Consider the following 16273-nt stretch of genomic DNA (forward strand, 5'->3'; position numbering starts at 1 on the left):
TTCTGGTTTCAACTAAATTAAGGATATCATGATCTCATGCCTCTGTAAAGAAAGGCATCCCACCATAATGGCTTGGTTACGGGGTGAAAAGACCAAGTTTTCCGATCCGTTCGACCGCTTCGACCAGGCGCTCTTCACTGGACAATAAACCAAGGCGCACATAACCTTCGCCATGCGAGCCGAAACCGACACCCGGAGCGACGACGACATCGGCTTCCAGCAGCAGCTTGTCTGCGAACGTCTCCGATGTGAAGCCTTCCGGAACTGGCAGCCAGCAGAAGAAGGAACCTCCTGGTTTTGCTGCCTTCCATCCGATCCGGTCAAGCGCCTCGAACAAGGCGTTTCTTCTGCTCTCGTACATGGCCGTCAGCGCTGTCACGCAGTCCTGAGGACCTGTTAGCGCAAGGGCAGCCGCTTCCTGGATACCTCCGAACAGGCTGCAGTAGTAGTGGTCCTGGATCAAATTGATCATGGATACGACATCGGCGTTGCCTAGCGCGAAGCCTACGCGCCAGCCTGCCATGTTGTATGTCTTCGACAGCGTATAGAATTCCACGCCGACTTCCTTGGCTCCAGGCGTCTGCAGGAAGCTGACCGGCTTGCTGCCGTCGAATCCAATCGCGCCGTAAGCAAAATCGCTGGCGACCACAATATCGTTGGTTTCCGCAAACTCCACCACATCAGCGTAAAATTCCGGCGTCGCAACAGCGCCCGTCGGATTGTTGGGATAGTTCATGAACATAAGCCGGGCGCGTTCGGCTTTATCTGGCGCAATCGCGCTGAGATCAGGCAAGTAGCCGTTCTCCTCAAGCAGAGGCATAAAGGTCATTTCCGCTCCTGCCAGCGCAACGCCCGACCAATAATCGGGGTAACCGGGATCGGGAACGAGACAGACATCTCCCGGATTGAGCAGGCATTGGCTAATTTCGACAAGCCCTGTTTTGCCGCCGAACAGAATGGCGACTTCCGTATCGGGATCAAGCTCTACACCGTAATCCTCCTTGTAGCGTTTCGCAACCGCTTGCTTGAGGAAAGGAAACCCGCTGAACGGCGGGTATTTATGATACAGCGGATTGGTTGCGGCTTCTTGCAGCTTGGCTACAATATGCGGGGGAGTGGGCTGATCGGGATTGCCTTGCCCCAAATTAATGACATCCTTGCCCTTGGCGATCTGCGCATTCGCCTTGCCTACCAGCTTGGCGAAAAATTGCGTCGGCAAACCCTCCATGCGAGCAGCGGGCCGAATCCGCCGTTTTTCTACTCCTGCTTCCATTTCATCACACTCCGAAATTGCTTGCTATAGCGATTTGTCAGTCGTTGCCGAGAAGACATTAGCATTAATGTAGCATGAATGAAAGGAGAATTGAAGCAGGGAGCGCTGCCGGCGCTATAATTTTATGAGGCGGGAAGACCTACTTTTTTGATGAACGGTCCGATGTCTTCTTTGAACAAGAAGAGATACGGTTTGCGGCGCTCATCAAAAACGAGCAGCATCGGAGCTTCGTCCTTGCAATAAAACAGGAAAAGATCGCTTGTGCTGATGTTGATATCGCCGGATGCGACCGTCGTGGGTTTGGCAAGCGGCACGCGATAGACATAGCTGCAGTTCTGGCCTGCCGTTATTTGCGGCGCGAGCCCCGTAATGGATTCGGTCCAGGAGAGGGCCATCTTTTGGAACTTCTTATCATTGGGCAGAGTGCTCACGACTCGGCCTGCGGCAACGTCGAACACTTGGACGGGACGCAGCTCGGTTTCAGGGCTGGTTGCGATTCCGGTACTTCCATTTGCAGATGCAGCGGGAGCGGCAAAGCCAATCAGGATGATGGCGGCGAACGCCATAAGCAGCAATCGTTGATAACGAACTAGCAACATATTAGAAAAACTCCTTTATTGTGTAGTTTCTTGAATAAGGCTTCATCGTTACGATGCCCATCTTGACAGAGAACCATGAGAAGGTATCATTAGTGAAAAAGAACATGACTGGGAGGCTTCACCTTATGACGAAGAAATTGCGGCTTGCTTTGCTGCAAATGAATATAGAAGCGGGATTTCCTGACCAAAACTTGGCCAAACTCAAAAGCTTGCTGGAGGAAGCGGTTCAAGCTGAGGTGAAACCGGATGTGGTGATGTTTCCCGAAATGTGGAATACGGGTTATGCCTTGACGGAGATTGAGCAATTGGCGGATGCGAACGGGGAAGCGACGAATGCGTTCCTGTCGGCTTTCAGCAAGCAGCATGGCATCTATATCGTAGGCGGCTCCATCGCGGAAGCGAAGCCGGACGGCGTCTACAATACGATCTATGCTTTTGACAGAGAGGGCAACCGGATCGGTGATTATTCCAAAATCCATTTGTTCCGTTTAATGGAAGAAGAGAAATATTTGCAGGCCGGGGAGAAGCCGGGACGACTCGTCATTGAGGGCGAGCAAGCAGGCATGATGATCTGCTACGACATCCGATTCCCGGAATTAGCCCGTACACTGGCGCTGGACGGCGCCAAGCTTCTGTTCGTACCAGCGGAGTGGCCGAATCCCCGACTGCACCACTGGCGCACGCTGCTGACGGCTAGAGCAATCGAAAACCAAATGTATGTGGTTGCGTGCAATCGAATGGGTACAAGCGGCGAGACAACTTTCTTCGGCCATTCGCTTGTCATCGATCCATGGGGCGAAATCGTGGCGGAAGCGGGCGAGGAAGAGGGCATCCTATGGGCGGATATCGACCTGGATTTGGTGAGTGAGGTGCGCAGCCGCATTCCGGTCTTCGAAGACCGCCGGCCTCAGTTGTACTTTAAAGGTTAGATTGATGGGAAGGGGAGCCTGCAAGCCGAGAAATTCGGCTTAGAAGCGTCGCAGCCGAGCGAATCGGTCCTGCAAGCCGAGAAATTCGGCTTAGAAGCGTCGCTGCTACGCGTATCGGTCCTGCAAGCCGAGAAACTCGGCTTAGAAGCGCCGCAGCCGAGCGTATCGGCCTGCAAGCCGAGAAATTCGGCTTAGAAGCGCCGCAGCTGCGCGTATCGGCCTGCAAGCCGAGAAACTCGGCTTAGAAGAGTCGCAGCCGAGCGTATCGGGCCTGCAAGCCGAGAAACTCGGCTTAGAAGCGTCGCAGCTGCGCGTATCGGCCTGCAAGCCGAGAAACTCGGCTTAGAAGCGTCGCAGCCGAGCGTATCGGCCCTGCAAGCCGAGAAATTCGGCTTACAGGCCTACTTTCATATGTAGATGTGCAATTTAAAAAATCGCACTCCATTCAAGCTGATCGACAGCTCGAAGGAATGCGATTTTTTGACGTGCAAATTACGGTTTCGGTTATGGTTAAAGGGTTAACAGTTTTGATCCTTAAACTGTGTCTTGATCAAGGGACTGAGTTAGTTTAAGAACATGTCCGAGTCAAGCTCATGCGTGCATCAAGTTAAGTAAAAGTTTCAATCTCATCAAGATTATGCGTTCACTAATAATATGGGCACTTACATGTGCATATATGCTGTCTATTTTACTTCGACGATTCAGCTTATACATACACCTGCTAACCGATCAAGCTCATACATACACCAACCAATCCTATGCGAGAATGCACCGCTGACCGCTCAAACGAACTAACCTGAGCCATACATCGCCACACCTTAAAAAACGTCATACCCTGCTACCGCGTCTACTACAGCATCCCCTGCTATCCCCGATACACTCTAATCGTTTCATTGAGGGTGGTGATAAAAGCTTGAGCGGCTTTGGACAGGTAGCGTCCTTTGCGGCTGGCGACGACAAGCGTTCGGGTGGGGCGGGATTTCAGCTTCAAGTATACCGGAGCAAAGTCGCCGCCAGTTCTGGTTAGCATGCGCGGTACGAAGGCAATGCCCATGCCGCCGGCTACCAGCGATTGCACCGTCTCGATATTGCTGCTTTCGAATACGATTTGCGGCGTGAAGCCGACGGCTTCGCATAGCTCAACTGTAATTTGGCGGAAGCCTTGGCCGCGTTTTAGCCCGATGAACGGCTCCGCGCTCAGCTCGCTGATTTCGATGGGCTCTTGACGGGAGACAAGCTTATGCTGAGGTGGAACGGCAAGCCATATTTCTTCCTCCAAATAAGGCTCGTAGGTGAGGGAGCTATCGATAAGCGGCAGGGAGAGCAAGCTCAGGTCGGTACCGCCGCTTGCGGTTAATTGCTCCAGCTTGGCCGTTGTTTCTTCCACGAGCACAACCTCGATCTGAGGATATTGCGCGCCGAAGGCAGGAAGCACAAGCGGTAGAACGTGGGAACCCGTAATCGGGAGCGTGCCGACTACAAGACGCCCTCTGCGCATTTGCGCCATATCGTCCATCTCCTGCTTCAACTGCTCTACGGTATCCAATATCGTCTGCGACTTCTCGACGAATACCTTGCCTGCCTGAGTGAGCTCAACCGAGTTAGTGGTACGACGGAACAGCAGTACACCCAGCTCCTGCTCCAGCTTGGACAACTGCTGGCTAAGCGAGGGCTGCGCAATATGCAGCTTGTCCGCGGCCCGGGAGAAGTTTTTTTCATTGGCGATTTGGATGACATAATTTAATTGACGCAGTTCCATCCGGATGGACCTCCCTATAAATTCGATCTATACAAATGAAATAACGCGAGTTATAGTTAATAACTATAGTCCTTATAGATATTATATCTTAGATCAATGAAGAAAGACATGGTATGATGGCAGTAATTAATAAAGCAGATTATTGCGGCAAGCAATAATGAAATCATGGGGTGAGCATAATGGCGAAAAAGACAATGTTTGAGAAGATTTGGGACAATCACGTCATTCATCAAGAAGAAGGCAAACCAAGCGTTATTTACATCGATTTGCAGCTTGTTCACGAAGTAACGTCTCCACAAGCGTTCGAGGGCTTGCGCCTGTCGGGCCGCAAGGTTCGCCGTCCGGACCTGACTTTTGCAACAATGGACCACAATGTACCGACGAAGGATCGCTTCAATATCACGGATCCGATCTCCAAGCAGCAAGTAGACACGCTGACTCAGAACTGTAAGGATTTCGGCGTTAAGCTGTTCGACCTGGACAGCGTTGACCAAGGCGTTGTTCACGTTATGGGACCTGAGCTTGGCCTGACTCATCCGGGCAAAACAATCGTTTGCGGCGACAGCCACACATCTACCCACGGTGCGTTCGGCGCGCTGGCATTCGGTATCGGCACTTCTGAAGTTGAGCACGTACTGGCTACGCAATGTCTGCAGCAGTCCAAAGCCAAAACGATGGAAGTTCGCTTCATCGGCAACCGCAAGCCAGGCGTAACGGCAAAGGACATGATCCTGGGCGTTATCGCGAAATACGGCACAGACTTCGCAACTGGCTATGTGATTGAGTATACAGGCGAGTCGATTCGTTCCCTGACCATGGAAGAGCGAATGACGGTCTGCAACATGTCCATCGAAGGCGGAGCGCGCGCCGGTCTGATTGCACCGGACGAGACAACCTTCAACTATCTGCGCGGACGTGAGTACGCGCCTGCAAACTTCGACGAAGCGGTAGCGGCATGGTCGCAGCTTACAACGGACGAAGGCGCAGCTTACGATACAGTTGTAGAGTTTGACGTAGATTCGCTGATTCCGCAAGTCACTTGGGGAACTAGCCCGGGCATGGGTACAGATATCACATCCAGTGTGCCTAATCCGGCTGATCTTCCGACTGAGAACGAGCGCAAAGCAGCTGAGAAAGCATTGGAATACATGGACCTGAAACCAGGTACGCCAATGTCGGAAATCGAGATCGATTATGTATTTATCGGTTCCTGCACAAACGGCCGTATCGAGGACCTTCGCGCTGCTGCCGAGATCGCAAGAGGCTACAAAGTCAGCGAGCGCGTAACGGCTATCGTGGTTCCGGGCTCCGGCCGCGTTAAGATTCAAGCAGAGAAGGAAGGACTGGATAAAATCTTCGTCGAAGCGGGATTTGAATGGCGTGATGCAGGCTGCTCCATGTGCCTTGCAATGAACCCGGACGTACTGAAGCCAGGCCAGCGCTGCGCATCGACCTCCAACCGTAACTTCGAGGGCCGTCAAGGCCGCGGCGGAAGAACGCATCTTGTATCGCCTGCAATGGCAGTAGCCGCAGCGGTCAACGGTCGTTTCACTGACGTTCGCGATTGGGAAATCAAGACGGAAGTGCTGAACTAAGCGCATATCGCAGGAGAGGGGATTATCATCCATGGAACCATTTAAACAATTAACAGGAATCGTTGCCCCGGTTGACCGGGTCAATGTAGATACAGACGCAATCATCCCAAAACAATTTCTGAAACGCATCGAGCGCAGCGGCTTTGGCCAATTTCTGTTCTTCGAGTGGCGCTTCCACGAAAGCGGCGAAGTAAACGCCGATTTCGAACCGAACAAGCCGCGTTACCAAGGCGCTTCCGTTCTGATCTCCAGAGCGAACTTCGGCTGTGGCTCGTCCCGCGAGCATGCACCGTGGGCGATCCTGGACTATGGCTTCAAGGTTATTATCGCACCTTCATACGCAGATATCTTCTATAATAACTGCTTTAAAAACAGCATTCTGCCGATCAAGCTTAGCGAAGAGCAAGTAGAGGATCTGTTCCAGCGCACGGCGAAGCACGAAGGCTACAAGCTGAACGTTGATCTGGAGAAGAAGAAGCTGACTGACGAATACGGTCTCGACCTCTCTTTCGAACTTGACGAGCACCGTCGTCAGTTCCTTCTGCAAGGTCTGGACGATATCGGCCTGACGCTTCAGCACGAAGACAAAATCTCAGCATACGAGCAAAAGCACGTTGCTCGCTTAGGCTAATACACACCGGCAAAGAGGACATACCGACTGATGAGGGAGGTTGTCCTCTTTTTTCCTCTATACGCAACTTTTTCTGACACTGTGCGTCTATACAATTGTCCTTGTATGTCGAATGATCACATTCGATGAAGGAAATTCAGTCATCGAGGTGGGAAATGAAAAAGTCTGTATCCATTATGTTGTTGATGTCGTTGTTGTTCACGATGTTCGCGTCCGTCGGACATGCTGCCAGTGTGCCTCCGAAGTTGTTCCTGGAGGGCACGCAGTTATTGTCGGATGTGGATCCGAAGATCGAGAACGGTTCGACGCTCGTTCCGCTGGCCATTTTGTCCGAGGGTTTGGGCTATGAAGTGGAATGGGAGCCCGTCATGAAGAAAGTGACCGTCAAGAACGACAGCACTGTCATCGAGCTGATTATCGGCGAAGCAATGGTGAAGGTAAACGACGTCATAATGGACATAGCCGCCAAGCCGCAGCTGATGAATCAAAGGACGATGGTGCCGGTTAGAGCAGTTGGCGAGCTGCTTGGACTGGAGTTTGAATGGAAAGCCGCCGAGCGGGAAGTCCATATGTTCCGCATTCAGCCGGAAACGCCTGCTGAGCCTGATCCGGTAGAGCCAGAGCAGCCATTGCCGACAGGGTACATAACAGGAGTTTCGATGGACGAGCAGTCCATCATTACGATCATCCACACCGATGTTCAGAAGCCGGTCAAACCTCTTGTGCTGGAGAACCCTAAGCGTCTTGCTTTTGATTTCAAAAACACGACGTTTGAGCCTTACTTCAATGGGGAGACAAGAGTGGAAGTGGCCGACAACCCGCTGCTCACGGGTTACAAGTACGCCCAGTTCCAATTGAACCCGCTTACAGCGAGACTGGTCATCAATATTGGCGAGGATACGGGATACGTGCTGTCGGAATCGGAGAACGCCATTCATATCGCGTTGATGCCAACCGCAGAAATTCCTACCGAACCAGAACCGCCGGTTGAGCCAGAACCACCGGTGACAACGCCGCCAGATGACAGCAATGGAGCTCCATTCACTGTGGTGCTTGATGCTGGCCACGGCGCCAAGGACCCGGGCGCATACAGCAAGTCGATGACTCGCTGGGAGAAGGAATTCAACCTGAGCGCTGTGCTGAAGCTGAAGGCCGAGCTGGAGAAGGACAAGCGCATCAACGTGCTGATGACTCGTTCAGACGATACGTTTATTGAGCTGGCTGACCGTATCAAGTTTGCGCAGGATCATAAGGCCGATTTGTTTATTTCGATTCATGCCAACAGCTATGACAAGACAAGCGTAAACGGCTCCGAGACCTACTATTACCGGGACAACAGCAAGGCGCTGGCGGATTTTCTGCATCCATACGTGCTTGCCGGAACCGGCTTGAATGACCGCGGCGTGAAGAAAGCGGCATTCAAGGTTATCAAGGAGACGACTATGCCAGCCGTACTGATCGAAGCCGGATACCTATCCAATGATGGCGATGCGAAAGCTCTATTTACCGAATCCACTCAGGACAAGTTCGGAGCGGAAGTCGCCAAGGGAATTAAAGCATATTTGAAATTGAAATAGAGAGCGGAGGTTCTGGCTGATGCATAAAACCGGACAAGCCTTTCGAGTGTTGATCGCTTCATTTGTTGTATTAGCCGCGCTTTCGGGCTGCGGTGCTCAAGAGAAGACTAACGTGGACACGCAAGGCGGCGTCGGGGCATCCCCTACAGCTAATGAATCGAGCGGCAAGCAGGATAACGAACCGGAGGAAAGCGCGAATGAGCCGACTCCGGTTCCTTCCAGCGCAGCCGCGGATCAAATGGAAATTACGATCTACGCAACAGACGCCGAACTGGAAAAAACGCTGGAGAGGAAAGTCGCGATTCCGAATGCAGGAGAAGCGGATATTGTGAAATCTGCATTAGCTGAACTGCAAAAGGATGCCGGCGACGGCAGCGTCTCTCTATGGAAGGACGTACATATATTGGCCGCTAATCTGAATGAAGGCATCGTAACGGTGGACATTCATATTCCGGACGAAGCCCGACTGGGCGCGCCCGGCGAGCTTCAGATGGTCGAGACGCTCAAGAGCACGCTGTTCCAATTCTCATTCGTGGAAGGCATCGACATCCTTGTCGTAGGGGAAGCGGTTGAGAGCATGATGGGCCACGTCGATCTGGAGCATCCCATTCTTCGATAAGGGCCATATCACTTACATTATATTGATAACGACAAAGGAGACGACCTGAATGCCAATCGAATTATCCTGGAAAAAAATCCTTACCGGAGCGCTTGCTGTTACACTCGTAACGGGAAGCGGTTCTGCCGTTTTATCATCACCTATCGCTGTGCATGCCGCTGCAATTACGGCATCAACGCCGTTTCTAGATGTGAATGCCGGGCACTGGGCTGAGAAGCATATCGCCAAGCTATATTTCCAAGGCATTATTGACGGTTATAAAAATACGGCGGACGGCTCGTCGACGTTCAAGCCGGAGAAAAGCGTGTCCCAGCAGGAAGCGGTATTGATGGCATTGCGCTTTGCGGGATTGATAGACAAAGCGCCTACCAACTCGATGATTATTTTCGATCAATCCTTTGAAGTTAGTGAATTCTTCAAATCGTATATCGAGCTGGCCTTTACAGAAGGACTGCTTGATCGCGAAGAGGAATACGCGCTAGCCAAAGCGGATACCGAAAACGCGTGGGGCTCCAAGCCTGCCAGCCGCGAATGGGTCACGAAATTGATCGTAAAAGCAATCGGACAGCAAGCAGTAGCGAACCAGCTGCAAAATGCGGGCTCGCATTTCCAGGATGCTTCATCCATTAGTACCCGCTATAAAGGATTTGTAAACGCAGCATTCCAGCTTGGCTTGGTCAAAGGAATGACAGAGACAACCTTCGAGCCTGCCAAGACGATTACACGCGCCAGCTTGGCTACTCTGTTCAGCAGAGCACAGTCCAGCTATCCGGTCGACTATGAAGGCCAGCTTTCGGGTGTTATATCCGATCTGACCCCTACAGGACTGACTGTGCACCAGGATGGGAAAGAAACGACATATACGCTGGATTCCAGTACGGTATACTTCCATTTCAATTCCGAGAAGCCGATCACGAAGGACCAGCTGCTTGAGTATGGCGACGTGACGGTGATCGGGAAGGACGGCGTAGCGCAATACGTTGAGGTAGAGAGCGATACGCAGCATACGAAGACGGTATCGGGAACGTTCGATCGCTTCAATGCGGCGGACAAAACGTTTTATGTATGGATCGACAACAAAGCGCAGTTGTTCAGCTATGACGAGTCTTTGCTAGTTGAAGATGCCGAGGGCAAAACGGTAGCGATCGATACGATTAGGCGCGATGCGAAAGTGACAATTGTACAGGACAGCTTCCGGAAAGAACCGCGCACACTTAAGCTCACGACGGCAGTCGCTCCGAATACGACAACGATTAGCGGAATGGTGCAGAATCTGGACAAAGAGTCGATTACGATTTTGCAAGACGGCAAAACTCTGGTGTCCAAGTTCCTCGATAAGAGTGTTACAGTTCAAATTGAAGGATTGCCGAACACATCTGTCAATGATTTGATCGCGAAGGTGGACGTCGTGGAGCTTACAATCAATGCAAATGAGCAGGTTGTCTCCATTAAAGTTCAGAACCGCCAGATGAACAAAATAACTGCGGCGCAAATTGTGAACCGTGCCCAGGATGATAAACTATTAACGATAGTAGATTCCAACGGCAATAATGCGCAGGCGCTTTACATTACGGACGCAACTAAATTCGTCTATCGTGGCGAGACTTTGAAGCGCGACCAAGGAATGACAATGATCAATCAATTCAAGAACATTGTTGTCAGCTACTCCCATAATAACATTATCATTCTGGAGTTCGTGGACAAGTATGTTGGTGAACTTGTGACTTTGAATGAGACGGACCAGCAGGTGACAATCAAGATTGCTAGTGGTGAGCTGATTACGGTTCCTTATACCAAATCTAATGTTGAGCTGAAAGACAAGCCGACTGCTAGCCTGAGCGACTTGTTGAAAGGCGCAACGATAACGCTTGATCTGGAATACGATCAATTCCTAATCTATCAAATCAAAATCCATCAGAACATCCAATACGAAATTGTGTCTGTAGATTCGGTGAACAAAAAATTGAAAGTCAAAACAGGAACGCAAGCGGCGTTCGATTTGTCTACAGCTACCATTGATATCTTCAAAGCCGACGGTACGAAAGGCGCGTTCAGCCAATTCAAGGCTGGCGATAAAGTCAATGCAACGTTTGTAGGTTCGACGCTGGAGAAGCTGCAAAGCGCAACAACAACCTCCAACGGATAGGAAAAACACCGCTTAAGCCATAATTCCTATAAAAGGAGGAACGTTTTGTGAAAAAAACTGCCCCTATGGGCAGTTTTTTTATGGAATTATGCGGATTTATGGTTGCGTAGCGTGTCAAATTTCGCTACACTTTGAACGATAGTGTTAAACTGGAGGCAGATCATGAGTGCGAAGCAGAAGATGCGTCATATATTGGATACCATAGCGGAGATGTTCCCGGACGCGCATTGCGAGCTTATTCATGACAATCCGTTCGAGCTGACCATCGCCGTGCTGCTTTCTGCTCAGTGTACAGACGAGACGGTCAACAAGGTTACGGCAGGGTTGTTCCAGAAGTACAAGACGCCCGAGGATTACTTGAGCGTGCCTCTGGAGGAGCTGGAAGGCGATATTCGCCGAATCGGGTTGTTCCGAAGCAAGGCTTCCAATATACAGAAGTTGTGCCGCATACTGATTGATAAGTATGAGGGTGAGGTACCTGCCAGTCACGAAGGATTAACTGAGCTTCCCGGCGTTGGGCGCAAGACAGCTAACGTCGTAATGTCCAATGCATTCGGCGTACCGGCAATTGCGGTCGATACGCATGTTGAACGAGTGTCAAAGCGGCTTGCTGTAGCCAAGCCTGATGATACGGTGCTCGCTGTCGAACAGAAGCTGATGAAGCTTGTTCCGAAAGAGGAATGGACGATTACCCACCACCGACTCATTTTTTTTGGACGATATCATTGCAAGGCACAAAACCCGCAATGTCCCGTATGTCCCTTGCTGGATATATGCAAAGAAGGAAAAGCGCGTATGAAGCCAGCGGTTAAGACCAAAAATAAAGGTAAAAAAACTAAATTAGCCAATGAAGGATGATGAATCATGAAATGCATTTCCGTGTACACGAACAACTTTGAGCTTTTTTCCGATATTTATGAGCAAGTGCTTGAATCTCCGCCGCAAGAAAACGAAGATATCGTAATCGAAGGCATTACGGTAAGCGGCTCGGGCGATGTGCCTGATCAATATATTGATCGTATGCGCACGAAGCCAGAGGTTGTCGTCATGAAGGAGAAGGAACGCAACATTATGATTCTCCAGCATGGCAATGTATTTGAAATTTGCCTGCCGACTGACGAAGAGGAAGCCGTCTAGGATTCTCAGGAGATGACAGTCATGACGGTACAAGGCATAGCGGAAGCACTTCGGACCGCAAGCGCCGCAATGGCCGAGACAGGAGACCCTATACGCGCGCGGCAGGCGCGTGAGTTAACGAGTAAGCTGACCGAAGGTCGGCTTACTGTTGCGTTATGCGGTCATTTCTCGGCAGGTAAATCAACGCTGGTCAATCGGCTTTGCGGGGCTCAGCTGCTTCCATCCAGCCCGATTCCGACCAGCGCTAACGTCGTTTCCATTCGGGGCGGCGAGCGGGCTTATGCGGAAGTTGAGAAAGTAACGGAAGACGGTACTACAATTCAAGCAGAAGTTCCAATTGGCGAGCTTGACCAATATTGCGTGGATGGCGAGCAATATACGTCAGTATCGATTGTCTACCCAAGCGAATTGCTGGGCGATAAGACGGTGCTGCTTGATACGCCAGGCATCGACTCGACAGACGCTGCGCACCGGATGTCTACAGAATCGGCGCTGCATTTGGCGGATGTCGTCTTTTATGTGATGGATTACAATCATGTCCAATCCGAAATCAACTTTGCGTTTGCCAAGGAATTGAAGGATTGGGGCAAACCCTTATACTTTATTGTCAATCAAATCGATAAGCATCGTGACAGGGAGCTTAGCTTCTCTGAATATCGCAATAGCGTAGAAGAAGCGTTCCAGGCTTGGCATTTGGAGCCCGCCGGGATACTGTATTTGTCGCTTAGAAAACCGGAGCATCCCCATCATGAATGGCATAAGCTTATTGGGCTGATTGGCAGGCTTGCCGAGCAGCGCGAGGAGCTATGCGCCTATAGCGTGGACGCTTCGCTGAGACATTTGGCTGAGACCCACTTGAAGTGGCGCGAGGAGTGCCAGGAGCCGGAGCGCGAGCGTCTAATTGCAGAGGCCGGCGGTGAAGAAGCTATGGCGGCAGTGTCTGGCGAGCTGCAGGAGCTTCGAGCGCGAATCGATAACCTTGCTGCCCAGCAAGAGGTGTATCGGACGAAATTGCGAGTGGAGCTTCAATCGCTGCTGGATAATGCGAATATTACGCCGGCGCCGCTGCGCGATTTGGCTCATGCCTTCCTGGAGAGCCGCAAGCCTGGCTTTAAGACGGGGCTTCTATTCGCTGGCGCGAAGACGGCTGCCGAGCAGGAGAGAAGGCTGGAAGCCTTCCGGGCGGAACTGTCCAGTCTTGTGAGCGCGTCGATCGAATGGCATGTCAAGCAACTGCTGCGCAAAGCTGCAGAGTCCGCGAGCTATAACCAGGAGAAGCTGGAGGCTAATCTGGCGTCGGAGCTTTCTTGGACGCCGGACGGCAATTGGCTGATCGGCAGGGTAAAGGCTGGAGCTGTGATGGGGAACGAATATACGATGACGTTCAGCAAGGACTTAGCAGCAGACATCAAGAGTGTCTATCGGCAGCGCGCGCTTGACGTCATTGACGAGCTGGCTGTCAGCGCTTCTGCGGCTAGCGAGGCGGAGCGCGCAGAGGCGGAGCGTCGCCTCGCGGAAGTACAAAGCCAAGCCAAGGCGATCCATGAGCTGGAGAGCATGACTGAGAAGCTGGAGCTGGATGCAGCAGGGATGCGGCGGATGCTGCCAGCCCCGATAACGGCGCCTGTGCTGCCTAAGCCTGCTGCGGCAGAGTCACTCACACCAACGAATAGCGGCGACACATCTGCCCAGCCTGACGGCTCTGCTGCTGTGAAGGGGGCGCATGCGCAGGCAACGTCTGCTGCCTCGCGCCCTGACACGGAACATCCAGCAAGCCAAGTGGCGGCGACGCTGGAAGCAGGTGTGCATCTTAGCCGCGAGGCTGCGCCAGGAGCGAGTAAGGAAGCCGTTCGGTCCAAGCAGGGAGAAGCGGCGGGCAAGCTGATCCAAGCGGCTGAACTGATCTCTGGGCAAGCAGCGCTTCGTTCGGCTGCCCTTGCGATGCGCGAGAAGGCAGAACGCCTGCAGAGCAGCCGGTTTACAGTTGCGTTATTCGGCGCATTCAGCGCCGGCAAGTCATCGCTGGCGAACGCTTTGATCGGCGACGCCGTATTGCCGGTGTCTCCGAATCCGACGACGGCGGCGATTAACCGGCTGATGCCGCCTACAGCGGAATACGGCCACGGTGAAGCGCGTGTTGTCATGAAGAGCAGGGAGGCTGTGCTAGCCGACTTGCGCTATTCTCTAGCGCTGCTCGGCGAGCAAGCCTCCGAAGCTCAGATGCCGGATGCAGCATCCATCTTGAAGGCGATCGACAAGCTGACGCCGCAGTCCATCGGCGCAGGAGGTCGGCCTCATTACAGCTTCCTGCGCGCGGCGCGACAGGGCTGGGAGCAGCATGAGCAGCTGCTCGGCAAGGAGCTGAAGACCGATCGGGCGGAATATGCAAGATATGTCGCTGAAGAATCCCGTTCTTGCTTCGTTAGCGAGATCGACTTTCATTACGAATGCGCATTAACGGCCGAAGGCATTGTGCTGGTCGATACGCCAGGGGCAGACTCTGTCAATGCGCGCCATACAGGTGTGGCCTTCAATTATATTAAAAACGCTGACGCAGTTCTGTTCGTAACCTATTATAATCATGCGTTCTCGCAAGCGGATCGCCAGTTCCTTGATCAGCTGGGACGTGTGAAGGACCAGTTTGAGCTGGATAAAATGTTTTTCGTCGTCAATGCGGCGGACTTGGCCGCAGATGAGGAGGAGCTGGAGGGCGTACTTGCGCATGTGGAAGCCAACCTGCTGCAGCATGCAATCCGCTCGCCGAGATTGTTCCCGGTATCCAGTATCGAAGCGCTTGACGGCAAGATGGATGCCGATCAGGGGCTGCAGAGCCGGTCTCGCATGCCGCAATTGGAATCGGCTTTCCTATCTTTTATTACCAATGATCTCGGACGGCTCGCGGTGGAATCCGCATACCAGGAGCTGGCTCGTACGATAGGTACAGTAAGCGGCTGGGTGCGTGGAGCAGAAGGCGACGCTTCACAGCGCGAAGCGCAGCTGCGCCAGCTGGACGATGCGGCCCGGCAATCCGAGGCGCTTGTCGACACTATGGCTGAAAGTGATATCCCGCAAGGATTGAAGCAGGAAATTAACGAACTGCTCTATTATGTCATCCAGAGGCTTCAATACCGATTCGGGGAATTTTATCATCTGGCTTACAATCCAGCTTCCTTGCAGGACGATGGCCGTGATTTGCGACGCGTCGTATGGACTTCATGGCTGGAGCTGCAAAGATTGATGCAGCGCGAGCTGTCACAGGAGCTGCTGGCCACAACGCTCCGAATGGAGCGCGCCTTGCATGCCGCTCTGAAGAAGCAATACGATCGCTGCAGCGATGAGTTGACTGCGCTGCTTGCGGATTACCTTCCGGCGCCTTACCCGGCTGAGAACGTGCAGACTCCTCAGCAAGCGAAGGATTGGGAAGCGGAGGATATGGATGCGAAGTGGCTGTGGAGCCGATTCAAATCGCCTCGACAGTTCTTCGAAGGAGAGGGCAAGACTAAGCTGCGCAAGGAGCTGGAGACGCTGATTGCACCTGAGCTTCAACGCTGGATGGATGGCGTCATTGCGGATTGGACCGTTCATTATGAGCGTGTTTGGCAAGAGGCTGCCGGGCAGGCTGGCGGCTACTTGAAGAAGGATATGGTAGCCTTTGCCGATGGGAAGCGCGCAACGCTCACGGACAGCGGACAATTGGAAGAGTTAAAGAAGCTTCATGCGAAGCTTGCTGCGATTCAAGCATAAGGAGGGGAGTGTAATTGTCCCATCCGTTTCATGGAATGCTTTCTCGGAATTTCTTTTCCGGGAAAGCATTCTTTTTTTCGCAGACCATTACCTGAACTGGAAAAAAGTTTTCACCATTTAGTGTGAAAATATGCAAAAACGGAGTAATACGCACATTATGGTATCGATTCGGGACGATTTGGGAGCTTTAACCGTTTCCAATACAGCTAGAGCGACTTTAAGCGCTTCTACTTAAAAATTCGCAAAATTATCGAATTTGCTCCT

12 protein-coding genes are annotated in these 16273 nt (G+C 52.2%); 9 read left to right on the forward strand and 3 right to left on the reverse strand.

Annotation, left to right across the window (positions count from 1 at the left end; translation table 11 throughout):
- Positions 1–76: 76 nt before the first annotated feature.
- On the reverse strand, positions 77–1273 hold the full coding sequence (locus D3P07_RS07705; RefSeq protein ID WP_119799604.1) for a pyridoxal phosphate-dependent aminotransferase: 1197 nt from the start codon (positions 1271–1273) through the stop codon (positions 77–79).
- 122 nt (positions 1274–1395) lie between these two features.
- A complete protein-coding gene (locus D3P07_RS07710) occupies positions 1396–1872 on the reverse strand; it encodes a hypothetical protein (RefSeq protein ID WP_119799605.1) in 477 nt (158 codons plus the stop codon).
- A 125-nt stretch (positions 1873–1997) separates the two neighbouring features.
- Between D3P07_RS07710 and D3P07_RS07715 the strand changes: the two genes are divergently transcribed.
- Positions 1998–2801, forward strand: a complete 804-nt coding sequence (locus tag D3P07_RS07715; protein ID WP_119799606.1) for a carbon-nitrogen family hydrolase — start codon at positions 1998–2000, stop codon at positions 2799–2801.
- Between the two features lie 865 nt (positions 2802–3666).
- On the opposite strand, the gene D3P07_RS07720 is transcribed toward D3P07_RS07715, so the two are convergent.
- Complete coding sequence (locus tag D3P07_RS07720) at positions 3667–4560, reverse strand: LysR family transcriptional regulator (RefSeq protein WP_119799607.1); 894 nt, start codon at positions 4558–4560, stop codon at positions 3667–3669.
- A gap of 179 nt (positions 4561–4739) precedes the next feature.
- On the opposite strand from D3P07_RS07720, the gene leuC reads away from it, so the two are divergent.
- From leuC to D3P07_RS07760, 8 genes are all read left to right on the forward strand, one after another.
- Entirely contained in the window at positions 4740–6155 is a 1416-nt protein-coding gene (gene leuC, locus D3P07_RS07725; RefSeq protein ID WP_119799608.1) for a 3-isopropylmalate dehydratase large subunit, read from the forward strand.
- A gap of 31 nt (positions 6156–6186) precedes the next feature.
- Entirely contained in the window at positions 6187–6786 is a 600-nt protein-coding gene (gene leuD, locus D3P07_RS07730; RefSeq protein ID WP_119799609.1) for a 3-isopropylmalate dehydratase small subunit, read from the forward strand.
- A 155-nt stretch (positions 6787–6941) separates the two neighbouring features.
- A complete protein-coding gene (locus tag D3P07_RS07735) occupies positions 6942–8363 on the forward strand; it encodes an N-acetylmuramoyl-L-alanine amidase (RefSeq protein ID WP_182914218.1) in 1422 nt (473 codons plus the stop codon).
- Between the two features lie 19 nt (positions 8364–8382).
- Positions 8383–8982, forward strand: coding sequence for a GerMN domain-containing protein (locus tag D3P07_RS07740; RefSeq protein ID WP_119799611.1), 600 nt, complete (start codon positions 8383–8385; stop codon positions 8980–8982).
- A gap of 49 nt (positions 8983–9031) precedes the next feature.
- Positions 9032–11128: an S-layer homology domain-containing protein gene (locus D3P07_RS07745; protein WP_119799612.1), complete on the forward strand. Its 2097-nt coding sequence runs from the start codon at positions 9032–9034 to the stop codon at positions 11126–11128.
- Between the two features lie 162 nt (positions 11129–11290).
- Positions 11291–11986, forward strand: a complete 696-nt coding sequence (gene nth / locus D3P07_RS07750) for an endonuclease III (RefSeq protein WP_119799613.1) — start codon at positions 11291–11293, stop codon at positions 11984–11986.
- A 6-nt stretch (positions 11987–11992) separates the two neighbouring features.
- Positions 11993–12265: an NAD/NADP transhydrogenase alpha subunit gene (locus tag D3P07_RS07755; protein WP_119799614.1), complete on the forward strand. Its 273-nt coding sequence runs from the start codon at positions 11993–11995 to the stop codon at positions 12263–12265.
- 21 nt (positions 12266–12286) lie between these two features.
- Positions 12287–16009, forward strand: coding sequence for a dynamin family protein (locus D3P07_RS07760; protein WP_259391387.1), 3723 nt, complete (start codon positions 12287–12289; stop codon positions 16007–16009).
- Positions 16010–16273: the final 264 nt, after the last annotated feature.

Source organism: Paenibacillus sp. 1011MAR3C5 (assembly GCF_003591485.1).
Lineage (GTDB): Bacteria > Bacillota > Bacilli > Paenibacillales > Paenibacillaceae > Pristimantibacillus.